The sequence below is a fragment of the Arthrobacter sp. K5 genome (assembly GCF_040448525.1).
Lineage (GTDB): Bacteria > Actinomycetota > Actinomycetes > Actinomycetales > Micrococcaceae > Arthrobacter > Arthrobacter globiformis.
Genome location: NZ_CP159279.1, coordinates 2540604 through 2564888 on the forward strand (window position 1 = coordinate 2540604; position 24285 = coordinate 2564888).

The 24285-nt window shown below is 64.9% G+C and carries 26 protein-coding genes and 2 pseudogenes; 16 read left to right on the forward strand and 12 right to left on the reverse strand.

Features of this window, described 5'->3' with window-relative positions; translation table 11 throughout:
• Window positions 1-107 precede the first annotated feature (107 nt).
• The 4 genes from ABRP34_RS11510 (at window position 108) to ABRP34_RS11525 (ending at window position 3458) form a co-directional block, all read left to right on the forward strand.
• Window positions 108-1424 (forward strand): MFS transporter, encoded by a 1317-nt coding sequence (locus ABRP34_RS11510; RefSeq protein ID WP_353710292.1) that lies wholly within the window; start codon window positions 108-110, stop codon window positions 1422-1424.
• 10 nt (window positions 1425-1434) lie between these two features.
• Window positions 1435-2424, forward strand: a complete 990-nt coding sequence (locus ABRP34_RS11515; RefSeq protein ID WP_353710293.1) for a hydroxyacid dehydrogenase — start codon at window positions 1435-1437, stop codon at window positions 2422-2424.
• A gap of 29 nt (window positions 2425-2453) precedes the next feature.
• The gene (locus ABRP34_RS11520) at window positions 2454-3095 is read left to right on the forward strand and encodes an RraA family protein (RefSeq protein ID WP_353710294.1); all 642 of its coding nucleotides are present in this window, start codon (window positions 2454-2456) and stop codon (window positions 3093-3095) included.
• A 72-nt stretch (window positions 3096-3167) separates the two neighbouring features.
• A complete protein-coding gene (locus ABRP34_RS11525; RefSeq protein WP_353710295.1) occupies window positions 3168-3458 on the forward strand; it encodes a hypothetical protein in 291 nt (96 codons plus the stop codon).
• A 164-nt stretch (window positions 3459-3622) separates the two neighbouring features.
• Here ABRP34_RS11525 and ABRP34_RS11530 read toward each other — a convergent pair whose 3' ends face one another.
• Window positions 3623-4489 (reverse strand): GntR family transcriptional regulator, encoded by an 867-nt coding sequence (locus ABRP34_RS11530; RefSeq protein WP_175305037.1) that lies wholly within the window; start codon window positions 4487-4489, stop codon window positions 3623-3625.
• Between the two features lie 272 nt (window positions 4490-4761).
• On the opposite strand from ABRP34_RS11530, the gene ABRP34_RS11535 reads away from it, so the two are divergent.
• From ABRP34_RS11535 to ABRP34_RS11555, 5 genes are all read left to right on the forward strand, one after another.
• Entirely contained in the window at window positions 4762-6027 is a 1266-nt protein-coding gene (locus tag ABRP34_RS11535) for a RuBisCO large subunit C-terminal-like domain-containing protein (RefSeq protein ID WP_353710296.1), read from the forward strand.
• A 1-nt stretch (window position 6028) separates the two neighbouring features.
• Entirely contained in the window at window positions 6029-7327 is a 1299-nt protein-coding gene (locus tag ABRP34_RS11540; protein ID WP_353710297.1) for a four-carbon acid sugar kinase family protein, read from the forward strand.
• Window positions 7328-7379: 52 nt separating this feature from the next.
• Window positions 7380-8423, forward strand: coding sequence for an alcohol dehydrogenase catalytic domain-containing protein (locus ABRP34_RS11545; RefSeq protein ID WP_003805975.1), 1044 nt, complete (start codon window positions 7380-7382; stop codon window positions 8421-8423).
• 73 nt (window positions 8424-8496) lie between these two features.
• Window positions 8497-9525, forward strand: coding sequence for a 2-keto-3-deoxygluconate permease (locus tag ABRP34_RS11550; RefSeq protein ID WP_353710298.1), 1029 nt, complete (start codon window positions 8497-8499; stop codon window positions 9523-9525).
• 134 nt (window positions 9526-9659) lie between these two features.
• Window positions 9660-9890, forward strand: a complete 231-nt coding sequence (locus ABRP34_RS11555) for a hypothetical protein (RefSeq protein WP_353710299.1) — start codon at window positions 9660-9662, stop codon at window positions 9888-9890.
• A 288-nt stretch (window positions 9891-10178) separates the two neighbouring features.
• Here ABRP34_RS11555 and ABRP34_RS11560 read toward each other — a convergent pair whose 3' ends face one another.
• The 8 genes and pseudogenes from ABRP34_RS11560 to ABRP34_RS11595 form a co-directional block, all read right to left on the reverse strand.
• On the reverse strand, window positions 10179-10985 hold the full coding sequence (locus ABRP34_RS11560) for an AAA family ATPase (RefSeq protein ID WP_353713352.1): 807 nt from the start codon (window positions 10983-10985) through the stop codon (window positions 10179-10181).
• Window positions 10873-11382, reverse strand: a complete 510-nt coding sequence (locus tag ABRP34_RS11565; RefSeq protein ID WP_353710300.1) for a Mu transposase C-terminal domain-containing protein — start codon at window positions 11380-11382, stop codon at window positions 10873-10875. Before ABRP34_RS11565 ends, ABRP34_RS11560 begins: the two co-directional genes overlap by 113 nt.
• A 47-nt stretch (window positions 11383-11429) precedes the next feature.
• On the reverse strand, window positions 11430-12116 hold the full coding sequence (locus tag ABRP34_RS11570) for a DDE-type integrase/transposase/recombinase (RefSeq protein WP_353710301.1): 687 nt from the start codon (window positions 12114-12116) through the stop codon (window positions 11430-11432).
• A 114-nt stretch (window positions 12117-12230) separates the two neighbouring features.
• Window positions 12231-12317, reverse strand: a pseudogene (locus ABRP34_RS11575) (helix-turn-helix domain-containing protein); the annotation flags it as partial.
• A gap of 53 nt (window positions 12318-12370) precedes the next feature.
• Window positions 12371-12966, reverse strand: a pseudogene (locus ABRP34_RS11580) (recombinase family protein).
• A gap of 216 nt (window positions 12967-13182) precedes the next feature.
• On the reverse strand, window positions 13183-13545 hold the full coding sequence (locus ABRP34_RS11585; protein WP_353710302.1) for a DsrE family protein: 363 nt from the start codon (window positions 13543-13545) through the stop codon (window positions 13183-13185).
• Window positions 13546-13580: 35 nt separating this feature from the next.
• Window positions 13581-13988 (reverse strand): DUF302 domain-containing protein, encoded by a 408-nt coding sequence (locus tag ABRP34_RS11590; protein WP_353710303.1) that lies wholly within the window; start codon window positions 13986-13988, stop codon window positions 13581-13583.
• 35 nt (window positions 13989-14023) lie between these two features.
• The gene (locus ABRP34_RS11595) at window positions 14024-14281 is read right to left on the reverse strand and encodes a metal-sensitive transcriptional regulator (protein WP_062071535.1); all 258 of its coding nucleotides are present in this window, start codon (window positions 14279-14281) and stop codon (window positions 14024-14026) included.
• A 122-nt stretch (window positions 14282-14403) separates the two neighbouring features.
• Between ABRP34_RS11595 and ABRP34_RS11600 the strand changes: the two genes are divergently transcribed.
• From ABRP34_RS11600 to ABRP34_RS11630, 7 genes are all read left to right on the forward strand, one after another.
• Entirely contained in the window at window positions 14404-15024 is a 621-nt protein-coding gene (locus ABRP34_RS11600; protein WP_353710304.1) for a rhodanese-like domain-containing protein, read from the forward strand.
• Window positions 15021-15779: a sulfite exporter TauE/SafE family protein gene (locus tag ABRP34_RS11605; RefSeq protein ID WP_353710305.1), complete on the forward strand. Its 759-nt coding sequence runs from the start codon at window positions 15021-15023 to the stop codon at window positions 15777-15779. The genes ABRP34_RS11600 and ABRP34_RS11605 overlap by 4 nt, the downstream gene beginning before the upstream one ends.
• A gap of 31 nt (window positions 15780-15810) precedes the next feature.
• A complete protein-coding gene (locus ABRP34_RS11610; RefSeq protein WP_353710306.1) occupies window positions 15811-16152 on the forward strand; it encodes a rhodanese-like domain-containing protein in 342 nt (113 codons plus the stop codon).
• 66 nt (window positions 16153-16218) lie between these two features.
• A complete protein-coding gene (locus ABRP34_RS11615; RefSeq protein ID WP_353710307.1) occupies window positions 16219-16515 on the forward strand; it encodes a rhodanese-like domain-containing protein in 297 nt (98 codons plus the stop codon).
• A gap of 48 nt (window positions 16516-16563) precedes the next feature.
• Window positions 16564-16926: a thioredoxin gene (trxA, locus tag ABRP34_RS11620; protein WP_353710308.1), complete on the forward strand. Its 363-nt coding sequence runs from the start codon at window positions 16564-16566 to the stop codon at window positions 16924-16926.
• 110 nt (window positions 16927-17036) lie between these two features.
• Window positions 17037-18449: an MBL fold metallo-hydrolase gene (locus tag ABRP34_RS11625; RefSeq protein ID WP_353710309.1), complete on the forward strand. Its 1413-nt coding sequence runs from the start codon at window positions 17037-17039 to the stop codon at window positions 18447-18449.
• Between the two features lie 122 nt (window positions 18450-18571).
• Entirely contained in the window at window positions 18572-19840 is a 1269-nt protein-coding gene (locus ABRP34_RS11630) for an MFS transporter (RefSeq protein ID WP_353710310.1), read from the forward strand.
• A 186-nt stretch (window positions 19841-20026) separates the two neighbouring features.
• On the opposite strand, the gene ABRP34_RS11635 is transcribed toward ABRP34_RS11630, so the two are convergent.
• The 3 genes from ABRP34_RS11635 to ABRP34_RS11645 all read right to left on the reverse strand — a co-directional run bounded on the left by ABRP34_RS11635 (window position 20027) and on the right by ABRP34_RS11645 (window position 24253).
• A complete protein-coding gene (locus tag ABRP34_RS11635; RefSeq protein ID WP_353710311.1) occupies window positions 20027-22387 on the reverse strand; it encodes an FdhF/YdeP family oxidoreductase in 2361 nt (786 codons plus the stop codon).
• Window positions 22388-22490: 103 nt separating this feature from the next.
• A complete protein-coding gene (locus ABRP34_RS11640) occupies window positions 22491-23111 on the reverse strand; it encodes an MBL fold metallo-hydrolase (protein WP_353710312.1) in 621 nt (206 codons plus the stop codon).
• Window positions 23108-24253, reverse strand: a complete 1146-nt coding sequence (locus ABRP34_RS11645; protein WP_353710313.1) for an S-(hydroxymethyl)mycothiol dehydrogenase — start codon at window positions 24251-24253, stop codon at window positions 23108-23110. The genes ABRP34_RS11640 and ABRP34_RS11645 overlap by 4 nt, the downstream gene beginning before the upstream one ends.
• Between the last annotated feature and the right edge of the window lie 32 nt (window positions 24254-24285).

A 24285-nucleotide genomic window follows, 5' to 3' on the forward strand; every position in this document is an offset into this window, starting at 1 on the left:
TCCCCGCCGCCGCTTGACAGTGGCATGGAACACAGGCATTCTTGAATCAATCCCCCAAGTGAGACACTGTCCCACTTTTCTAAACCAAAAGACAGAGAGGTCTTCGGATGACCATACCCACATTGGCGGTCCCGGACGCTGCCCGGCGTACCAAAGCCAAGAAAGCGACCGGCGTAGCAGCCTTCGGTACCTTCATCGAGTACTACGACTTCAGCGTCTATGGCTACGTTGCCGCTACGCTGGCGATCGTGTTCTTCCCCGGTGATGATCCGGTCATCGGCCTGCTGAACACCCTGTTGGTGTTCGGTTCAGCGTTCATCGTCCGCCCGCTCGGCGCGGTGTTCTTCGGCCGCCTCGGTGACCGCAAGGGCCGCCGGACGAGCCTGATCGCGAGCATCACCTGCATGGGCGTCGCTGCCACCCTGACCGGCCTGCTGCCGGGCTACGCGCAGATCGGCGTTCTGGCGCCGATCCTGCTGGTGCTGCTGCGCATGCTTCAGGGTTTCTCCACAGGTGGTGAGATCGGCGGCGCCGCCGCCTATATACATGAATGGGCTGCACCGAACCGGCGTTCCCTCTTCGTCTCCCTGATCCCGTCCGTCGCCCAACTCGGCAAGGGCCTGGCCGCCGGTCTCGCCGCCCTCGCAGCGGCAATGATGCCCGCCTCCGACCTGGCAGCGTGGGGCTGGCGTATCCCGTTCCTCCTCGCCCTTCCCCTGGGCATCCTGTGCCTGGTCATGCGTCTGAAGGTTGAAGACAGCCCGGAGTTCCAGGCCATCAACAAAACCACTGAAGGCACCTCCAAGGCTCCCTTCAAGGAGGTCCTGACCAAGTACCCCAAGGCGCTGGCCAAGGTCACCACCATCTCCCTCGTGCAGAACCTTGGCACCTACATCGGCACCGTCTTCGTCGCCGTCTACTTCAGTGAAGTCCTCGGCTTCACCAAGGGCGAAGCATCGACCATCGTTCTCCTGGCGGTCCTCTTCGCGGCACTCCTGATTCCCATGGCCGGCCAGCTCGGCAGCCGCATCGGCAGCAAGAAGGTCCTGCTCTGGGCTTACGTCGCCTACGTCGCCATCACCATCCCGTCCTTCGCCATGATGAACCAGGGCTCCTTTGTCCTGGCGCTCCTGGGCCTTGGCCTTGGCATCATCCCTTACGCCCTCTGCCAGGCCGGCACCTACGGCGCGATGCTTGAGTTCTACCCCACCAGGGTCCGGCACACAGGTGTCGCATTCGGCCACAGCGTCGGAGCCGTCATCGGCGGTGGCGCCGGCCCCTACCTGGCCACCTACCTCATCGACCTGACCGGAAACACCTTCGTGCCAGCGTTCATCCTGGTCGGCGCAGGCGCCCTCGGACTCCTGGTTGTCGGTCTAACGGTCAGGGCCAACACCGATCTTTCCTCCCATCTCTACCGTTAGGCCCCGCACCGTGACCGAGATCTACATTTCCGACGCCATCCACGGGGACGTCATGGCCGACATCCTCAAGAACGCCCTCGTGCACGTCGGCTACGGCCCCGGCAAGGTCAATTACCTCGACATTAGCGAGAACATTGACGCCGTCATCCTGCGGGCAGAAACCTTCACCCGCGAAATGATCGAAGCCTCCCCCCGCCTCAAAATCATTGCCCGGCACGGGGTCGGCACCGACAACGTCGACATCCCGGCAGCATCAGAGAAAGGCGTCTGGGTCACCAGCACCCCGGGCTCGAACAGCAACGCCGTCGCCGAGCACGTCTTCGCTCTCCTGCTCTCCCTGACCCGCCGGGTCGTGCCGGCCGCGAACCGGGTCCTGGCCGGAACCTGGGCCGAGGGCCGCGGCGACCTGATCGGCCACGAACTCTCCGGCCGCACCCTCGGCATCGTGGGCTTCGGGGCCATCGGCAAGCGCGTCGCGGCGATGGCCAAAGGATTCGGCATGCGGGTTTTGGCCTCCGACCCGGCCGCAACCGCAGCGGACGCCGCAACTGCGGGCGCCGACCTTGTCGAGCTGGACACCCTGTACGACGGGGCGGACATCATCACGCTGCACGCGCCACTGCTGCCCAGCACCCGCCACATGATCTCCACCCGTGAACTGGCCCTCATGAAGCCTGGCGCAGTCATCATCAACACCTCCCGCGGTGGCCTGATCGATGAGGACGCCCTGGTTGCCGCCCTGACAAACGGCACCCTGGCCGGGGCGGCCCTGGATGTCCTCGAGTCCGAAACCATCGACATGAAGGACCCGCTTTCCAAGAACAGGGTGCCCCTGCACGAAGTGCCCACTCTGCTTGTCACCCCCCATATCGCCGGCCAGACCCAGGAAGCATTCCAGGAAGCCGGCGTCCGTTCCTGGTCAGACGTGCAGGCCGTGCTGGCAGGCGAACCCCCTGCCTTCCCGGTCAACGCCAACGACCTGCGCAAAGTCCCCGCCTAATCCGGCCTCCAGAATCCAAGGAACCAAACGTGTACATCAACGCCCCGGCAGAGAACATCACCGTCTACCCCGAATGGCCCCGCCCGTCCCGCGACCTGCTCCAATCACTGGCCACCTACCCCCCAGCACTGATCGGTGACGTACGCAAACGCATGGACATGATGTCCGCCGACATCCGCTGCCTCACCCCCGGCACCCGCTTGGCCGGCAGCGTCCTGCCCATCCAGGTCTGGGAAGGAGACAACCTCGCCATCCACCGCGGCCTCGATGAAGCCAAACCCGGCGACGTGCTCGTCATCTCCGGCAACGGCGTCACCAACCGGTCCGTCTTCGGCGGCATCCTCGCCGAAATATGCCTCCGCAAAGGCGTCACCGGAGTCATCATCGACGGTGCCGTCCGCGACATCGAAGAAATGAACGACATGGGCCTGGCCGTGTTTGCCCGCGGCACCGTACCGGCAGGCCCGTCCAAGAACGGCCCCGGTTATGTCGGCAAGCCCGTCGCCTGCGGCAACGTCGTCTGCAACCCCGGTGACGTCGTCATCGGCGACGCCGACGGCATCGTCGTCATCCCCCAGGCCGAGCTCATCGAAACGCTCCAGGCCCTGCCCGGCCAGGAGGACATCGAACGCAGCATACGGACTCGCATTAAAGAAGCCGTCGCCTCCTAAAAGCGCCCGCAGGAGTGGCAGCAGTCCCGGCGGGACTGCTGCCACTCCTGCCTGCCAAGAAAGAACCAACTAATGGCATTGAACCGCGCCACGCCACGCAAGCATGTCGAATGGAGCCTCCTGATCAACGCGCTGGTGGAAATCCGCCACCAGGACAACGTCATCCGAACAGGGTTCGTGGAAGACGCAATGCCCGACTCCTCCGCCCTCTGGCTCGCAGCCGACGCCGTACATCCTCGTCAGTTGTTTGAAGCCGCCCAAGGTCATCAGGTGTGGGTCACACCGCAGGAACTCAGCGGCGACCTCAATTACCGCATGACGACAACACAGATATTCCGCAACTCCTCAGGAAGAAGACTCTGAACGGCTCAGCGAATCATTCAGCCGGCCAGCCTTTAGAGACTAAACGTCGTGACGGGCCGTCAAGAGTCTTCCCGCAAGCCGGTCAAACCACATCGACGCTGGAACTGGACCAGGCTCCCCTGTATAGGGCACACGCAATCGGACGAGTCGTCCGTGGGCCCGCTTTAGTGTGCGCCTCGTTCGAGGTCGGCCAGTTCTGATTCAAGTTGCTGGGTCAGGTTCCGTAGGCGGCGGATGTGTTCTTGGGAGACGCGCCCTGGCTGGCTGGTGACTTGTGCATCAACGTCGAAGACGGTGTTGGGGCTGTGCCAGACGTTGAACCATTCGAGGCCGTGGCCGAGGGCGTCCCGAGTTACGCCTTGGAGCAGGAGCAGGGGTTCCCGGGTGTTGATGTTCAGTTTCCGTGCCAGGTCAGGATCTGCGGAGACGGCCTGCACCTGGCGGGGTCCGCCGGCGGGGTGGTAGCCATGGTCGCGCATCAGGCTGAGGAGTGAGGCGTTTTCGAGCAGCTCCGCGGTGAAGTGGGGGAAGAAGTCGCGCGGGACCCAAGTCCGCATGAAGGCCACGGGAAGGTCATCGAGATAGCGGACCCGTTCGATTTTCCACGTGTTGGTGGTGTTAAGGGCCTCGATGCCTGCCTGGGGCGGCTCGGAAGGTTCCACGCTGAGGACATGCGTGCGCAGGCGCTGGCCGTGCGCGGCCGCCTGTTCATCCAGGCCACCCGCGCGCTGCACGTGCCGGCGGAGGACCGGTGTTGCGGCGACGACGCTGCCGCGGCCGCGCTGACGTCGGATCAGGCCGAGGTCAGCGAGACCTGACAGGGCCTGGCGCACAACGCTGCGGGAGACCCCGAACTGCCTTTGCAGTTCCTCTTCCGTGGGCAGAGAGGACCCCGGGGACAGTGCAAGGTCCACGATCTGCCTGTGCAGGATGTCCCGAATTTGGGCATGGAGAGGGCCGCCGGCTTCCCGGTTCAATCCACTGCTGCGTCCCGCAGGCTCCGACGCTGTTTCTGCTGGTTCCAAACTCACGATAACTCCTCTGCCGCTGTGCAAATCTTAGCCCTCACGCCGAAGCAATGGCCCTTGGACAGGAATCGCCCGTCTTGACGTGATCCGCGCCACCTATTATTGTACGTATCAAAGGTACGTACAACTTTGGGAATCCGGGAATCACAGAAGATGCCGCAGACCCGAAGCGCGAGTCACCTGCTTGAGCCCGCGTCGGCGCCTGAGCGAAGTGAACGTACCTGCACATGACAGTCGGATACGTAAGTTCAAATCCCCCCCGAATTGGAGAGTCCATGCGCGACCCGCGCTCGGTGCGTTGCACCTACTACCTAGAATCCGAAATTGACCCGGAGAAGGCCGCAGCCATCATGGCCGGCGAACAGTCCAGCGGGACCTTCCTGCCGGTGCCGGGCGAATCCGCCCGGATCCGGGAGCGGCACGCGGCCCGGATCTCGGATGTTCAGGAGCTTGGCTTTTGCCGGCCTTCCCTGCCGTCACGGGCGAACCCGGAAAAAGTCCGTGCTGCATTGGTGACCGTTGACTTCCCGATGGAGAACGTGGGCACCGACCTGGCGACCCTGCAGACTGCCATCGCAGGCAATCTTTTCGAGCTGGGCGATTTGTATGCCTGTCGGCTTCAGGACATTCAGCTGCCTGAGGACTTCGTCGCCGCCCACCCCGGGCCCGCCTTCGGTATCGAGGGGACGCGCAAGCTCATCAGTGACGTTCAGGGCGTGATGGTCGGCACCATCGTCAAGCCCAATGTCGGGCTTTCCGAAGAGGAGTTCCGGCTGGTGGTCCGGGATCTGGCGATGGCCTCCATTGACCTGATCAAGGACGATGAGCTCATGACTGATCCGGCCTATCTGCCGTTGGAACGCCGGGTCGCGGTCGCTACCGAAGAGATCCGCGCCGCTGAGCAGGTCACGGGCCACTCCACCATGTATGCCTTCAACATCACCGGTGACCTCGCTGGTCTGCGAAAGCGCCACGATCTGGTTGTTGAAGCCGGTGGCCGCTGTGTGATGCTGAACGTCCCGGTGATGGGGCTCCCGGCCCTGGCCTTGCTGCGCAGCTTCGCCGAGGTTCCTATCCACGGGCATCGTGCCGGTCTCGCGGCCTCGATGCGGTCCAAGGCCCTGGGCATGGATTACCGGGTCTGGCAGCAGATGGCCCGCCTCGCCGGCGCCGATCACCTGCACGCCAGCGGGCTGGGCAGCAAGTTCTACGAACTCGATGAAGAGGTCGCCGCGAACATCCGCAGCCTGCTTGCACCTCTCGGACACACCATTGCACCACTTCCTGTGTTGTCGTCCGGGCAGAACGTCACCACCCCGGGCCCGACATTCGAGGCTGTGGGTTCCACCGACCTGATGATGCTGGCCGGAGGGGGCGTCGCTGCCCACCCGGACGGGCCCGGAGCCGGAGTGCGGAGCCTCCGCCAGGCCTGGGAAGCAGCCGTGGACGGAGTGCCGGTGCAGAGCGCAGCGGACAAGCTCGCCTCAACGGGGGACGAGGCTCTCCTGCACGCAGTCCAGACATTCGGGAAAGGTGCCTGACATGGCCGCTTTCGGTTTCGTCGCCGACGACCTCACCGGAGCCGCCGACGTCCTCGCCCAGGCCCACCGCTACGGGCTGGAAGCTGCGCTGGTCATCGGGGACGCCCCACTGCCCACTGACACCGACGTCGTCGGGTTCGCCGGGCCCGCCCGTTCCCTGGCCGGCACGGCCTTCGACAGCCTGGTCACCCGTGACCTCGCAGGCATCGCAGCGCTGAACCTGGAGGTGCTGCTCTATAAGGTCTGCTCCACGTTCGACAGTTCCACGACTATCGGGAGCATCGGCCGCGGGATCCAGCTGCTCCACGAGCAGTTCCCGCTGCACGGACCCATCCCGGTAGTCCCGGCCCAACCCGCTTTTGGCCGATATACCGCCTTCAGCAACCACTACGCAACCTATGCCGGCCAGACTTACCGGCTGGACCGTCACCCGGTCATGTCCCGTCATCCTTCCACGCCCATGTCTGAAGCGGACCTGCGTCAGGTTCTGGCCGAACAGCTCGGCGGCGCCGAGGTACCCGGGGCCATCCATCTGCCCGCCTACGACGACGGCACGTTCAAGGACGCCTGGGCGGACCGGAGGCGGGACCTCGGGACGCAGGCCTTCGTGGTCGACGCTGTGGACGAACACCAGATGGACGCCGTCGCAGAAGCACTCACCCGGGAAGAGCACGGTCATGGTCCCTCGATCGTGGTCGGCTCAGGCGGCATCATGGCCGCGCTGGCCAGGTCCATCTCGGACCAGGCCGCACGCACACCCGGCCCGCAGAAGCCGTCGGGACCGGTGCTGGCCGTTAGCGCCTCGGCCTCGAGCACCACAGCGGAACAGATCAACGACGCCATCTCGAATGGCTGGGAGGACGTCCCGGTTCCTGCCGAGTTGCTGCAGCGCGATGACGCCGCACTGGTTGCCGCCCTCGATGAGCGCGTTTCTGCCGCCCTTCGGGCAGGGCGCAACGTGGTCGTTCACACCACCCGGGGCGCGGCGGACCCCCGCTACGGTGCGAGCACACCAGTGGACGCCGGCTACGTCGGCACCTTGATCGGCGGCATTGCTGCCCGGATGGCCGACGCCGGGCGTACCCGAGATATCGCCGTATGTGGGGGCGATACCTCAAGCCACGCACTCATCGCCATGGGCGTGCGCCAACTCCGGGTGTCCGACCAGTTCGTCACCGCAGGCCCCATTCTGCGGGCCGACAGCGGCTCCGCCGTCGGCGGATCCCGGCTGCTGCTTAAGGGCGGACAGGTTGGCCCAACCGACATTCTGGCCCGCTTCGCCGGGCAGCTCCCCAGCTAGCACTCCAGACAATTCCTCCAAGCATCACCCGAACCAACGAAAGGCGGCCCCCATGCGGGCAGTAGTCAAAAACGCAGCCGAACGAGGCGTCACTTACGTCACCGACGCCGGCGATCCCAAGGCCACAGAAGGCTCGGTCGTCATCGAAGTGGGCGCTGCCTCCCTGTGCGGCACAGACCGGGAACTCTACGAATGGACCCCCTCCGCCCAGGCGTTCAACCTCAACCTCCCGGTCATCCTCGGCCACGAAGGCGCAGGCACCATCGTCGAGGTCGGCCCCGGCGTCACGGGACTGAACGTGGGCGACCAGGTCGCCCTCGAAAGCCACCTGACCTGCGGCCAGTGCTTCCCCTGCCGCACCGGGGACGCACACACCTGCGAACGAACCGGCATCCTGGGCATGCACATCGACGGCGTCTTCGCCGAATACGCCGCCGTCCCCCAGGACATCTGCGTCAAGCTCCCCACCGGCCTGTCACTCGAATCCGGTGCCCTGCTCGAGGCGGCCGGCGTCGCCGTCCACGCGATCCAGCGCGCCAACTATTCCGTCGCGGGCCGGGCCGTGCTCGTCAGCGGCGCAGGCCCGGTCGGCCTCGTCGTTGTGAACCTGGCACTGCTCATGGGTGCCTCCCACGTCATCGCCGTCGACCCCAACCCCTACCGGAGGGCCCAAGCCGAAAAGCTCGGTGCGACTGCCCTGCACCCGAACGACGGCATCGTCGAGCGCTGCCGCGAATTGACCGGCCGGCGCGGCGGGTTCGACGTCGCGTTCGAATGCTCCGGCGCCCCCGGTACCCTGGCCACACTCTTCGAAGCCGTGCGCCGGGAAGCGACCGTCATCACCGTCGGACACCCCAGCCGCCCGGCCGAGGTCGATATCGCCGCCTACATCAACAAAAAAGGCATCACCCTTCGCGGCATCTTCGGCCGCCGGCTCTGGGAAACCTGGGAACAAAGCCTGCTGCTCCTCGATTCCGGAAAGCTGGATCTCGACTGGCTGATCACCCACCGCAAGAAGCTCAGTGAGATCGACGAAGCCGTAGAGCTGCTCACCGGAGACGCCTGCAAAGTCCTGCTCATCCCAGGCCTCGGCTAACCCCAAAAAACAACAGAACTGACGGTCCAAACCGCGCAGCTTCCAACCACCCAGCTATTCACAGGAGAAATCAATGACGATTCCCATCAAGAAAGCCCTTGAAAGAGTCCCCGGCGGGATGATGCTGGTGCCACTTGGCATCGGCGCCGTCATCCACACCCTGGCCCCGGACGCCGGCAAGTTTTTCGGTTCCTTCACCGGGGCCTTCTTCACCGGCCTGGCGCCGCTGCTGGCCGTGTTCTTTGTCTGCCTCGGCGCAACACTCGAGGTCAAATCAACGCCCTACATCCTCAAAAAGGGCGGCGTGCTCCTCGGCTCCAAAATTCTCTTCGCCGTCCTCATCGGCGTCATCGCCGGCCGCTTCCTCGGCGAGGCCCCCATCGACTCCGGGATACTGGCCGGCCTGTCGACGCTGGCACTCGTCGCAGCCTTGAACGACACCAACGGCGGGCTCTACATCTCCCTGATGGGACAGTTCGGGCGTAAGCGCGATGCGGGTGCTTACTCCATCCTGTCACTCGAATCCGGCCCCTTCCTGACCATGGTCACACTAGGAATCGCCGGTCTCGCCGCATTCCCCTGGCAGGCACTCGTCGGCGCCATCCTCCCACTGGCACTGGGCATGCTCCTGGGAAACCTCGACAAGAACATGCGTCACCTCCTGGCCCCGCTGGTGCCCGCGATGGTGCCGTTCCTCGGCCTGGCCCTCGGCCTGACCATCAACCTCAACGCCGTCGTCCAAGCCGGACTGCTCGGCATCGCCCTTGGCCTGTTCGTGGTCTTCGTCGGCGGCGCAGTACTGCTCCTCGCCGACAAACTCACCGGCGGCGACGGCGTTGCCGGCCTCGCAGCAGCAACCACAGCCGGCAACGCCGCGCTCGTTCCCGCCATCATCGCCACAGCCAACCCCGTCTACGCCCCCGCCGCAGAACACGCCACCGTTCTGGTCGCAGCCTCGGTCGTCGTTTCCGCAGTGCTCTGCCCCATCGTCACCTCAGCATGGGCAAAGAGGGTGCAGAAGAAACTGATCGCAGCAGAGATGAACAACGACCCGGCCGAGGAAAAGTTGGTACCCAGGCACGCGGTAGAACCGCAAAACTGATCTGGGAGTAATAAAGGAGTCAAGGGCGGGGCGTGCACCATGCACCCCCGCCCGTCCTTATATACCCAGCCCTGCTAGAAGAAGACGCCAGATCCACCTGAAGGAACACCATGAATGGAGCAGCCACTTGGCCAGTGACGGACACACTCCCCGGATCCCAAACCCGCCTGCTGGACCATCACAACTGGATCCGCCTCAACCCGGACGACAAAGTGATCGTCAAACGGGCCGGCTTCCCACCCGAACACGGCACCGTCAATGACATTGCCGTAGACGCCTCCTACTTTTGGGTCCGGATCGACGGCCAAAGCAGAATCCTCATCTTTCACGGCGACGGAACCATCATCCACAAAATCCTCACGTAGCGACGCGTGGCGCAACTTACCAATAGGACCCGCCACGTCTCGAAACCTGGGAATGTGAGATGCTCCTCACCAAGATGGGCTGCACTCCTCCGCGGAAGCCATTCGCTGGGCCGCGGCGAGTATCGCAGCTGCACATCACATGACTGGCTGCGACATGTGCTCGCTCGCGCGTCCCGTTAGGGCACACCCCAACCTGACGTCAGGAAAACATTGAAAAGACCGTCAGAATAGGGTCCAGTTTGCGGACTTGTCCGTTAGGTGGCGGCGTTCTGTTTTCACTCTGTGTCGCTAGTTCCCGATGACAAGGATGCTGGCCGCTGCTTCCACCACATCGTCGGTGACGGTTTCGAGTTGGTTGATCTTGAGGACGCGGGTGATCTGCGGGAATAGCCGCTCGAGGAGCCGGAAGTTGCCTCGGGTGATGCGTTCCACTGCGGCAATTGCCTGGGCATCGGTGAAGTCGTCCGGGTCGAGGGTCCGGCCGAGGCGTTTCCAATGTCGGTCCAGAACAAAAAGGAGCTCGTCTCTGCCGAGGGCGCGGTATCGGTGGGAGAAGCCAAGACGGCTGTAAAGCTGAGGATAGTGCCGAAAGCGTTGATCTATGCCGGGCATGCCGATGAGGATCATCGGCAGGTGGGTTCGATCGTGGTTGTCACGGAGAAGTTCAAGGGCTGTCGCGTTGAGGCGTTCGGCTTCGTCGATGATGAGCAGCTCCACTAGCTCGGTGACTCTGTTCATTGAGCGTGGTGCGGCATCGAGTTTGTGCAGGTGTTCGTCGATGCACGAGCCGATTCTCACCTGGTATCGGTGTATGTCGTCCATGAGGTTTTTAGGACGGCCGAGTACGTCTGGGGTGTAGAAGACTGTCCGGGAGCGGTTGGCGAGGGTGTAGTGCTTTTCATCCTGGTCGCCGCGTGGTCCCCACTCGGTGATGTAAGGCTCAAGGTCATCCCAGTTGGCGTAGCGACGCGCGGAGAGTGTTTTACCCACCCCGGCGTCCCCGTGGCCGATCCCTATTGTTCGTTCTTTTCGACCTGAGTTGGCGAACTCGTTGAAGCGTCGGTGTTCCTTGGTGACGATGAAGGTGGTGTTCATCATTCGTCCTCGTCGTGGTGCGAAGTCGGCGCCGGCGCCGTACTGGTTCAGTGATGTGCGGTTCTTCACGGCTGGTGATTGTTGAAATGCGGTCGTTGATGGTGCGGCGCAGTTCTCTTCGGCGCGCTCTGCGTGCAGCCTCGATGTCCCGCAGACTCAGGCGAAGGTTGGGGTGGTCTTCATCGACGGCGACGCAAACGAAGGTGTCGTGGTCGTAGACGCGGATCTCGGATATGTCCCGCGGGTCATAGCGGATGGTGACGGTTTGCCCCACGAAGGGCGCCAACGTGGGTGAGAGGTAGCGCTGGCCTTGAAAGTGGATGCCGTCGCGTTGCACGGTTCGGTTCTTTGGAACTGTCAGGAGGAGTCCGTCGAGGTTTTCCAGACTTTCGGGCATCCGGGGAAGCCAGCCGTCGGCGACCCAAGCATCCCGTGGTGAGACACCTAGCTCGCTGTGGGGCCGGTCGTTGTAGGCGGCGACGAAGCCTCCGATGGCACGATCCAGTCCGGGGAGGTCCAGTGTGGGCTGGGGTTTCCTGTTCCCCGGCCCAGATGTCCGGGGAGGGTGGGAAGAACTTCGGTGTTGATGGTCCCGAAGAACCGCTCGATTTTTCCTCGGCCCTGGGGCCGGGCGATGGTCGAGTGGATGATGCGGACGTGCAGCTCGATGGCAGTGCGTTCAAGGTGGTGGCTCGTGCAGTCGAAGCCGTAGTCCACGTGCAGGATGTCGGGCAGTCCGCACATTGCCCAGCTGGGATCACTCTTGCGCCAGACGGCCTGCCGGAGGGCGAGAGCTGTGTTGAGCGCTGAGGGCGCGCCGGTGAAGACGGTGTAGCCGCAGAGCGCCCGGGAGTAATCGTCCATCACTGTCGTCAGCCAGGGCCGGTCGGGTTTGCCGTTGGCGCCGTTGATGAGGATGTCGAGTTGGGTGTGGTCCGCTTGCCAGATTTGGTTTGGGCGGTCGGCGCGGCGGCGAAGGACAAGTCCATGCCGGTTCCGGTAGGACGCGGGACCTTCAATAGCCAGGGTCACCAGGGCGGGGTCCAGTGCCTGGACGATCTTGCGGACGACGGAGTAACTCGGCGCCTGGGCGCCTCGTCTGCCCGCTTCCGCCACCACAAGTCGGTGCAACGTTGCGATACTCGGGCGCGATCTGGTCAGCGCGAGTCCCTCGATAAACCTAACCATTCCTGGATCTGTACGACGTATGCCGGCATCGGCGCGTGGATGCAGGTCAAGAGCACTCCCGCCACCAGTTCGGTAGAGCCGGAGCCAGCGTTGAAGAGTGCGGGTGCTGATTCCGGTTTCGCGGGCGAGGGCGGCACGCGGGATCTGGTCCTCAACGTAGAGTCGAAGGACTTGCGCTCACCGCCGTTCAGGATTACCTACGTTCCGGCGCTCTCGCGGGCGGCGAGGGCTTGCTGGTGGCGGTAGAGAGTGGCACGGCTCCATCCAACGAGACGGGCGGCGTCTTCGGCGGTGCGTCCCTTCGCCCGGGCGTCCTGCGCGATCGCCAGCTTGTCCGCAATGACAACCGGATCCGTCAGCGGGCGGCCAAAGCGCGTTCCGTTCTGCCTGGCGGCGGCGATGCCGGCATTGACCCGCTCAACGATCAGCTCGCGCTCATATTCGGCCAAGGTGGCGAGCATGTTCAGCATCAACCGACCCGTCGAGGTCGCCGGGTCAATGCCGTCTGAGATGGATCGGACCTGGACGCCGCGTTCGCGCAGCAGGTTCACGGTGTTCAGCACGTCGATCAGTGACCGGCCCAACCGATCGACCCGCCACACAACGACGGTGTCGCCCTCTTCGGCGTACTCGAGGAGCCTCTTCATCCCGGGCCGTTCGATCGCCGTTTTACTTCCCGAGGTTACGTCGGCGAAAACGTCGCGCTTTGCACGCCGACGGAGAGCAGTGCGTCGAGCTGCAGCTGGGCATCCTGGTTTGAGGTACTCACCCGCGTGTAGCCCAATTGCCTCATCAGGCCATTCTGACTCAAAAAGTCCATAACGGGCCTGCACTGAGACGACTTACGGTGAGACGTGTTTCCGGGACATCAGCCAGCCCGGTTTTCTCAGTCCGCCGTTGGCTCCTCCCGACGCCCCGAACAGTGTCTTGAAGAGCTTTTACTTTTCAAGACAGCATTTGTAGGGTGCGCGCAGGTGGTGTCTCCGGGCGCAGGTGGGTGGGAGGGTGCTCAGGGCCTGACGTAGGCCCAGCCCTGCCACTGGCGTTCCGCCAGGTGCGCAACTGCTGCTGGAACAGTGCCGATGCCAGCGGCAAGGTCGGCTGCTTCCAGTCCTGCTGAGCGCAGGCTGTTTGCACAGGCAAGAATTTCCACGCCGAGTTGCCGGACATTGGTGATCGCCTCTTTGATTGGCGAGTCTCCGGTGAGCAGCCGGACGCCTGCGCCTTGAACGACCACTTCCATCGCCGGGCCGTGCTTTAGTGCCGCTCGGGCGTTTGCTGAACTGCGCAGCACGCCGGCCAGTGATTCCGCATCAAGTGGACCTGCTGCGTGGAGGAGCAGGCCCGGATCATTCGGTCCCAGTGATGACATGGGAGAGCCCTGGTTGGCGGTCATAGTTATCCCGGTCAGCTGTTTAGTGCTGCGAGGGTGTTCCGGAGGCGGGTACCGGCGTCCTCGGCGATTTCCTTGACGGCAGGAGCAGCGCTGAGCTGGACCATGGTCCGTGGGTCGATGGCCTCGATGGTGGTGACTCCTGCATCCTGGCCGCGGCGTACGACGACGTTACAGGGCAGGAGTGCTCCAATCTCGGGTTCGGCGGCAAGGGCGCGGCTGGCTAGGGCGGGGTTGCAGGCACCGAGGATGACGTAGTCACCGACCGCGTCAGCGGCTTCGGCACCCAGTTTGGCTTCGAACGTGGACCGGACGTTGATTTCGGTGAGGATCCCGAAGCCCTGGGCTGCCAAGGCCTCCCGGGTGCGCTCCACGGCTTCGTCCCATGGAAGATCGATGGTCGTGCTGAGTGTGTACGTCATGGTTCTCCTTTGGGTGGCTCAAACAGCGGGTCTGGTCAGGCGAGGGAGAGGAAGAGCTTCTCCAGGTCCTTCTTGTCCATGGTGGCGTCCTTTTGGACGATGCACTGCTCAAGGCCTGTAGCGATGATGGCGAAGCCGGCTCGGTCAAGGGCTTTGGACACGGCCGCCAGCTGGGTGACGACGTCTTTGCAGTCCCGGCCTTCCTCGAGCATCCGGGTGACAGCGGCGAGCTGGCCCTGGGCGCGCTTGAGGCGGTTGATCACGGGCGTGAGTTCGGTTGGGTTCAGTTCCATAACGGTTCTCCATCGATCGGGTGCTGCCCTCAACAATATACCCCCACGGGTGTCTTGACTACCCCCGGGGGTATCTGTAATACTCGGTGGGGTATCCCCCAACCCCTTCCGAGAGGCCACCCATGACGTCCCCTTCTTCCAAGGCACCAGCCTTGACCGCACTCGCCCCCGAGACCCTGCAGTCTTGGTTAAAAGAGCACCAGGACCTGATGGTGATTGATGTGCGTTCCGCTGCCGAATTCGAATCCCTGCACATCCGCGGCTCCTACAGCGTGCCGCTTCCGCTGCTCTCCGAGCACATCGATGAGCTCGCCGCCCGGCTGGGCTCGCGCGTGGTCCTGGTCTGCCAGTCCGGCGTGCGCGCCGAGCAGGCCCGCCAGCGCATGGCCACCGCGGGCCTCGACACCGCCTACGTGCTCACCGGCGGCGTTCCTGGCTTCGCTGCTGCCGGCGGCGACGTGGTCAAGGGCAAAGTCCGCTGGGACCTGGAGCGCCAGGTCCGCATGGCCGCCGGCTCCCTGGTGATACTGGGCTTGATTGGGGGCAAGTTCGTCTCGCCCAAGGTCCGCATGCTGGCCGGCGCCATCGGCACGGGCCTGACGTTCTCCGCGGCGACCAACACCTGCGCCATGGGCAAGGCCCTGTCGGCGATGCCGTGGAACAAGGCCGCCAAGGAACCCACCCGCGAAAGCGCCATCCTGGCCCTGCCCGTGCAGCCGGCTGAAGCGGGCGCTGCGGCATGATTCCGGCCCTGGGACTGGGGCTCGTCGTCGGCATCGTTCTGGGCGTCGTGGGCGGCGGCGGGTCCATCATCGCCGTTCCAGCCCTGGTCTACGGCGTCGGGATGAGCCCTGCCCAGGCCATCCCCACCTCACTGCTGGTGGTGGGCATCTCCTCGCTGGCAGCCCTGATCCCCAGGATCCGCGAGGGACTGAACTGGCCAGTGATAGCACTGGTGGGAGGTGCCGGCATCCCGGCGGCCTGGGCCGGTGCTGCCGTAGGCAAGCTGCTGGATCCCAGGATCCTGATGCTGACATTCGCGGTGATCATGGTGGCCGCGGGCACCCGGATGCTGATGAAGACCCGCGAAACTGAAGGCTCCTGCAGCGTCGGCCCGGACCGGGCCTTCCGGTCCTGCGCCCCGAAGGCCGTGGGGGTGGGACTGCTCGTCGGGTTCCTCACCGGGCTGCTCGGTGTGGGCGGCGGCTTTCTGATCACCCCCGCGCTGACCATCTTCCTGGGCCTGCGGATGAAACAGGCCGTCGGCACGTCCCTGGCGATCATCGTGATCAATTCAGCCGCCGGCTTCAGTGCCCACGCCGCTGGCTACGCCATCGACTGGGCCACCACCCTGGCATTCGCGGTCCCCGCCATCGCGGGATCGGTCATTGCCGCCCGGCTGGCCCGCCGGCTCAAGGACAAGCACATCCGCATCTCGTTCGCGGTACTGATCTTCGCCGTCGCGGCGTGGGTCACCGCCGGCACCGTCACCGCCTGACCCACCCACCCAGTTACCGAAGGAGAACACCATGGGACTGATCGGTTCCCTCAAGAAGGCCTTCAGCAAGTCCTACAAGACCATATCCGTGGCGCAGGCCAAGGAACTCCTGGGCTCCGGGGCCACGCTCATCGACGTCAGGTCTGCCCAGGAATGGCGGACCGGCCGTGCGCCGCAGGCCAAGCATGTCCCCCTGGATCGGCTGCGGACAAGCACCGCCGGCATCCAGAGAACCCGCCCGGTGATCGCCGTCTGCGCCTCCGGCGTACGTTCGGCATCTGCAGCCCGGCTCCTCGCCGCCAAGGGGTACGACGCCTACTCCGTGCGCGGCGGCATGACCGCCTGGCGCCAGGCCGGCGAACCCGTCCGCTAGGCAACCGCCCTTACGCCTGGACAAGTAGCTCCCCACCAGCCGAAAACCACTTCGAGGAGAACCATCATGGCTGAAATCACCATCAACGAAGCCGAACAGCGCCGCTCCACCGCCCGGATCCTCGACGTCCGGGAGGACTTCGAAGTCGCCGACGGCATGATCCCCGGCGCCCTGCACATCCCGATGGGCCAGCTGCAGGCGCGCCTGGGCGAGCTGGACCCGGCCGTCCCCGTGATCGCCGTATGCCGCAGCGGCAACCGCAGCGCCGCCGTCGCCGACGCACTCAACGGCGCCGGCTACAAAGCAGACACCATGGCCGGCGGCATGACCGCCTGGACCCGCGCCGGCCTCCCCACCACCTAGCCCCCGCCGCAGGGCAACCACAACCCGCCCGAAAGGACACGACAGATCATGGCAACCATCGACATCACCGACCAGTCCTTCGCCCAGACCCTGGAGGCGAACGACATCGTCTTTGTTGACTTCTGGGCATCCTGGTGCGGGCCCTGCCGCATGTTCGCCCCCACTTACGGCACCGCAGCAGAGCGCCACCCGGACATCACCTTCGCCAAGGTGGACACCGAAGCCGAGCAGGCCCTCGCTGCCGCAGCCAACATCACGTCCATCCCCACCCTGATGGCCTTCAAGGACAAGACCCTGGTCTTCTCCCAGCCCGGCGCCCTGAACGCTACGGGCCTGGAGGAAGTCATCCAGGCCGTCAAAAACCTGGACATGGACGAACTCCGCGCCGAGGCCGGCCACCAGCACGCCTGACCGGCCCCGTCCGCCGCCCCAAATGACCTTGGCGGCAGACCCCTTGCATAATACCCCCCCGGGTATCTACACTTGTTATCAGAGACCCCCTTCATGAAGGAGAGCACCAGATGCTTATCGAGCGCATTTACGATGAAGACCTTGCCCAGGCCAGCTATTTGATCGGCTGCCAGGCCAACGGCACCGCCGTTGTTGTCGACGGCCGCCGCGACATCGCTGTCTACCAGGAACTTGCCGAAAAGAACGGCATGAAGATCGTGGCCGTGACCGAGACCCACATCCACGCCGACTACCTCTCCGGCACCCGCGAACTGGCCGCAGCGACCGGTGCGAAAATCTATGTTTCCGGTGAGGGCGGGCCGGACTGGCAGTACGGATTCGACGGCGAACGCCTCTACGACGGTGACAAGATCACCGTCGGCAACATCAGCATCCAGGCTGTCCACACCCCCGGACACACCCCGGAGCACCTGTCCTTCCTGGTCACTGACGGCGCGTTTTCGGACCAGCCCGGCTACCTGCTCTCCGGTGACTTTGTCTTCTCCGGGGACCTGGGCCGTCCGGACCTGCTGGACGAGGCAGCCGGCGGCGTGGACACCCGCTTTGAAGGTGCCAAGCAGCTCTTCGCCAGCCTGCGGGACAAGTTCCTCACCCTCCCCGATTATGTCCAGGTCCACCCCGCGCACGGCGCCGGCAGCGCCTGCGGCAAGGCCCTCGGCGCCATCCCCTCATCGACGGTTGGCTACGAGCGGCTCTACGCCTGGTGGGGCCCCTACCTCGCTGCGAACGATGAGCAGGGCTTTATTGAGGAGCTCCTCGACGGCCAGCCCGACGCGCATGCCTACTTCGGCCGGATGAAGCGGGAAAACCGTGAAGGCCCGGCCGTCATGGGCGAACGCACCCCGCTGCCCGAACTCGCACAAGAAATCGTCGCAGCAGGCCTGGCAGCGGACACGCTGACCTTTATCGACACCCGCCCCAACAGCGAAGTCCACGAAGCCACGGTGGTGCGTTCTTTGAACGTGCCGGGAGGCAAATCCGTGGCCAGCTACGGTGCCTGGGTTGTGAACCCGGAAACGGACAAGAACCCGGTGGTGCTGCTGGCACAGGACCAGGATCAGGCCATGGACTTGTGGGACCACCTGGTCCGGGTCGGCATCGATAACGTTGCCGGCTACGTCACCGGCATCGAAGGGCTTCCTACCTTCACCCCGAAGCTGATCCAGCCCGAGGACCTGGACGGGTTCGAGCCCGTCATGGTGCTGGATGTCCGCAACCGCACCGAGCACACCGCCGGGCACATCCCCGGCTCCCACCAGCTCAGCGGCGGCCGCCTCATGTGGCACCTGGACGAAGTCCCTGCTGACGGCACCATCGTGACTTACTGCCAGTCCGGGGTCCGGAACTCCGTCGCGGCCAGCGCGCTGCGCCGCGCCGGATACGACGTCGTCGAACTCGACGGCAGCTACGCCGCCTGGGACGCCTTCCAGCGGACACGGCACAACGCCGACGCCTCGGCCTAGAACCCTCACCAAGCCCAATGCCGCCCGGGCAGGACCCCCCTCCTGCCCGGGCTTCCGGCCCGGGCGCGTTCCCCACGCGCCCGGGCCACCTTTATGTAACCCCACCAGGACGGAACAAACCGATGCAGGGCAAAACACTTCCTAACGCCTACGGTTCAGCCGGTCCCGTGCTGGGTATGCGGCAGAACATGGCACAGTTCATGCTGCTGGTAGCCATCAACGCCCTGGTCGGCGGCACCCTTGGCCAGGAACGCACCGTCCTGCCCCTGCTCGCCTCCCAAACGTTCCACCTCGACCTGTACACAGGCGCGTTGACGTACATCTTGGCGTTCGGCCTGTCCAAGGCCGCGATGAACTACTTCGCCGGAACGCTTTCCGACAGGTATGGCCGCAAACCTGTTCTCGTCGCTGGCTGGATGGCCGCTGTACCGGTTCCGCTCATGCTCATCCTCGGCCCGTCCTGGGCCTGGATCGTGGCGGCCAACGTGCTGCTGGGAATCAGTCAGGGCCTCACCTGGTCCACCGCGGTCATCATGAAAATGGATCTCGTGGGCCCGAAGCAACGCGGCCTGGCCATGGGCTTCAACGAGGCGGCCGGCTACCTGGGCGTCGCCGTGACCGCACTGGTTACCGGCTACCTGGCCACAACCTACGGCCTCCGCCCTGCCCCCTTCCTGCTCGGAGCCGCCTACATCGCCCTGGGCCTCGGACTGACAGTCCTTGCCGTTAGGGAAACCCACCACCACGCCAAGACTGAAGCCAGACAGCATGTAGAGGCCCAGAGCAGCGCCCATGCAGGACTCACGACCGGTCAGGTGTTCACCCTCACCAGCTTCAAGGACCGGTCCCTCTCAGCGGCCAGCCAGGCCGGCCTCGTCAACAACCTTAACGACGGCTTGGCTTGGGGTCTCTTTCCCGTCTTGTTCGCCAGTGCCGGGCTGAATGTAGGCCAGATCGGCATCCTGACCGCCGTCTACCCCGCAGCCTGGGGCGCCGGCCAACTGGTTACCGGCGGCGCCTCCGACCGGTGGGGTCGCAAATGGTTCATCACAGCCGGCATGCTGGTCCAGGCCGCCGCCCTGGCAGTCACCGCTTCAGCCCACAGTTTCGGGCACTGGCTCGGAGCCGCCATCGTCCTGGGCCTGGGTACGGCCATGGTCTACCCAACCCTGCTGGCCGCCATCGGCGACGTAGCCCACCCTGCCTGGCGGGCGCGATCCGTGGGGGTCTATCGATTGTGGCGCGACGGCGGATTCGCCGTCGGCGCGGTCCTCTCCGGCGTCCTCGCTGACCTCTACGGCATTCCCACCGCCATCGCCGCCGTCGCCGCACTCACCGCAGTCTCCGGCGTCGTGGTAGCCGTCCGCATGCGCGACATCGACCACGCGTAGGACATCAAGCGATCAAAGAACGCCGCCATAAAGTGATCAAATCCACAAGAATAGGGTCCAGTTCAATCTTTTCCGACACGAGAGCGAGTAGGTCTAAGAACCCAATCTGACACATACAGGGCTTGAGGCCCTGACCCAGAACGGCCCCGCTTCCGAAAGGAAGCGGGGCCGTTCCGTTTGGGACTGTTAGCGAGCCACTGCAGCGTCAAGGTCGGCTGCTGCACCAGCCTCCGTCGTCGCGACCCCGCCTGCGTGCGGCTCGAAGCGGACGAACATGGCCTTGAAGCCGGGGGTGTTGGACACGCGGGCCACGTTTTCCTTGTGGACCAGGGCGTTCGCTTCGGGGAAGTACGCCGCGGCGCAGCCCTTGGCCGTCGGGTAGGCCACCAGGCGGAACTTCTCGGCGCGCCGGTCCGTGCCCTGGAAGGTGCTCACCACGTCCACAAGGTCGCGGTCCTTGAAGCCCTGCTCGGCCAGGTCCTCCGGGTGCACCAGGATCACGCGGCGGCCGTCGGAGATGCCCCGGTAGCGGTCATCGAGGCCGTAGAAGGTGGTGTTGTACTGGTCGTGGCTGCGGATGGTCTGCAGCACCAGGTGGCCCTCCGGCGGCGTCAGGTACTCCAGCGGGCTGACCGTAAAGCGGCCCCGGCCGATGTCCGTCGCGAACGAACGGGTGTCCCGCGGCGGGTTGGGCAGCACGAAGCCGTTCCTGGTCCGGACCCTGGCGTTGAAGTCCTCAAAGCCCGGCAGGACCCGGGAGATGTGGTCGCGGACCACGTCGTAGTCCTCGGCCATGGCCTTCCAGTCCACCGAATGATCCGGCCCGAACGTGGCCTCGGCCATCCGTGCCACGATCACCGGCTCGGCGAGCAGGTGCTCGGAGACCGGGGTAAGCCTGCCCTGGGTGGAGTGGACAACGGACATGGAGTCCTCCACGGACAGGAACTGGGCACCCTTGGGGTGCTTGTCGTCCTTGTCCGTCCGTCCCAGCGTGGGAAGGATCAGCGAGGTGCGGCCGTGCACAATGTGGGACCGGTTGGGTTTGGTGGAGATATGGACGGTGAGCCCGATCCGCTGCATCCCGGCTTCCAGCGTCTCCGTGTCCGAACACGCCAGCGAGAAGTTTCCGCCCATGGACACGAACACGTCCACCTCGTCGCGTTCAAACGCCTCCATGGACTCCACGGCGTCGTGACCGTGGTGCCGCGGCGACTGGATACCGAACTCCTTGTCCAGCGCTTCGAGCAGCCATTCCTTCGGCTTCTCCCAGATGCCCATGGTTCTGTCACCCTGGACGTTGGAGTGTCCGCGCACCGGGCACGCACCGGCGCCGGGCTTTCCGAAGTTGCCCTGCAGCAGCAGGACGTTGACCATCTCCTTGATGGTGTCCACCGAGTGCGGCTGCTGGGTAACGCCGAGCGCCCAGCAGAAGATGCTGGCCTTGGATGCCACCAGCATCCCGGCCACATCCTCGATCTGCTGCCGGGTCAGGCCCGTGGCCTTCTCCGTCTCCTCCCAGTCCAGTTCCCGGCGGGCTTCGACGTACGCGTCGAAGCCGTCGGTCTGCGCGTCAATGAAGGAACGGTCGACGACGGTCCCCGGGTTTCGCTCTTCGGCCTGCAGCAGCAGGTGGCCGAGGGCCTGGAACAATGCGAGGTCGCCGCCCACCTTGATCTGCAGGTATTCGTCGGCCAGCGGCGTGCCGCCGCCCACCACGCCCGAGAGCGTCTGCGGGTCGCGGAAGTTGAACAGGCCGGCCTCGGGCAGCGGGTTCACCGCCACCACCTTGCCGCCTTTGTCCTTGCACTCTTTCAGCGCGGACAGCATGCGGGGGTGGTTCGTGCCCGGGTTCTGCCCCACCACGAAGATCAGCTCGGCATCGTGGATGTCATCCAGCGATACTGTGCCCTTGCCGATGCCGATGGTCGGGTTCAGCGCAGAACCGGAGGACTCGTGGCACATGTTGGAGCAGTCCGGCAGGTTGTTGGTACCCAGCGAGCGGGCGAACAGCTGGTACATGAACGCTGTCTCGTTGGCCGTGCGCCCGGATGTGTAGAAGACGCAGCGGTCGGGCGTGCTGGCGCGGATGTGCTCGCCGATCAGTTCGAACGCATCCGCCCAGGAGATCGGCGAGTAGTGCGTCTCCCCTTCCCGGATGACCACCGGTTCGCTGAGCCTGCCCTGGTTGCCCAGCCAGTACTCGGTCTTTTCGGACAGCTCGGCGATGGAATGCTTCGCCCAGAACTCAGCCCCCACGGTCCGCAGGGTGTTCTCCTCGGCAACAGCTTTGGCGCCGTTCTCACAGAACTCGGCGGCCTTGCGCTTCTTGTCCGACTCCGGCCACGCACAACCCGGGCAGTCAAAACCGCCGCGCTGGTTGAGCCGCAGCAGCGACTGCGCCGTGCGGGTCACGCCGGCCTGCGCCACCGCACGTTCCAGCGCCACCATCACGGCCTTGACGCCGGCCGCTTCGGTCTTCGGCTTATGGACTTCGAGCTCGTCCTCGTTAATGTCCGCGACGGGGGCGGGCTGCTTCCCGAACTTCATTGTTCCAACTTCCTAACCGCTGTTTTCGTGCCTGTTCTGATCGCCACTAAGGCGCGCCAGGCATTCCCGGCGCGCCTTGCGTGTGGCGATCTTGTCTTTCTTCTTACTGTGCCACTTTGGCGAGGGTTTCGCGTTCGGCGGCGATGGTGGTGTTGTCCCCGTGTCCGGTCCGAACGACCGTGTCCGCGGGGAGGGGGAGGAGGCGTTCGCGGATGGAGGCCAGTATGGTGGGGTAGTCACTGTAGGACCGGCCGGTCGCGCCGGGTCCGCCGTTGAACAGGGTGTCCCCGGTGAAGACGGTGTTCCCGGCCTCGAGGTGGAAGCAGGTGGACCCGGGTGAGTGGCCCGGGGTGTGGATCGCCTTCAGCACCGCCCCGGCCACCTGGAACTCGTCCCCGTCCGCGATGGCCTTATCGGGGGTGGTGCCGGGGTAGACCTGTTCCCAGAGGACCTGGTCCTCCGGGTTCAGCCAGATAGGAGCCCCGACAGCCTGGGCGACCTCGCGGGCGGCGCCGATGTGGTCGTTGTGCGCGTGCGTGAGCAGGACCGCCCTCACCTTCCGGCCCCGCACCGCACTGATGATCGCGGCGGCGTCGTGCGGGGAATCAATGATCACGCACTCCTCCTCGTCACCGACGATCCAGACGTTGTTATCCACATCCCAGGTCCCGCCGTCCAGCGAGAACGTGCCCGAGGTGACCAGGTTCTCGATCCTGACGCTCATGCGGACACCCCCGCAGCCCCGGCAGCCGTGGCGGTTGCCGTGGAGGATCCCGCGGGCCGGATTTCAACGACCGAGCGCAGGACCTTCCCGTCATGCATCTTCTCGAAGGCCTCCTCGACCTGGTCGATGGTGATCCGTTCGGACACGAACGCGTCCAGGTCCAGGTTCCCCTGCCGGTAATGCGAGACCAGCATCGGGAAGTCCCGCGACGGCAGGCAGTCCCCGTACCAGGAAGACTTCAACGACCCGCCCCGGCCAAACACATCCAGCAACGGCAACTCCAGGACCATCTCCGGGGTCGGGACCCCGACCAGGACCACCCGGCCGGCCAGGTCCCGGGCGTAGAACGCCTGCTTATACGTTTCCGGGCGGCCGACCGCCTCGATCACCACATCGGCGCCGTTCCCGCCCGTCAACGCCCGGATCGCCTCGACCGGGTCCGTGGCGCGGGAGTTCACCCCGTGCGTCGCTCCCAGCGACTTCGCCATCCCAATCTTGTTCTCATCAATGTCCACCGCGATGATCGTCGTCGCCCCGGCCAGCTTCGCCCCCGCGATCGCGGCGATCCCCACCCCGCCGCAACCGATCACAGCCACCGACTCGCCCCGCTTAACCTCACCGGTGTTAATCGCCGCACCAATCCCGGCCATCACCCCGCACCCCAACAAACCCACCGCGGCCGCGTCCGCGTCCTCATCGACCTTCGTGCACTGCCCCGCAGCGACCAGGGTCTTCTCCGCGAACGCCCCGATCCCCAACGCCGGAGACAGCACCGTCCCGTCCTCCAAGGTCATCTTCTGCGACGCGTTCGCCGTGTTGAAACAATACTGGGCCTGGCCCTTCGCACACGCCCGGCACTGCCCGCACACCGCACGCCAATTCAGGATCACCCGGTCACCAACAGCAACCTCGGTCACACCCTCACCCACGGCCGAGACCACACCCGTCGCCTCATGACCCAGCAAATACGGGAACTCATCCCCAATCCCGCCCAGCTTGTAATGCAAATCCGTATGACACACCCCGCACGTCAGCACATCCACCAACGCCTCCCCCGGCCCAGGATCCGGCACCAAAATCGTCTCCACCGACACCGGAGCATCCTTCGCCCTGACAACAACTGCCTTCACTTTATGAACCATGAAATCGCGTTCCTTTCCTGAGCCGGGGGGCC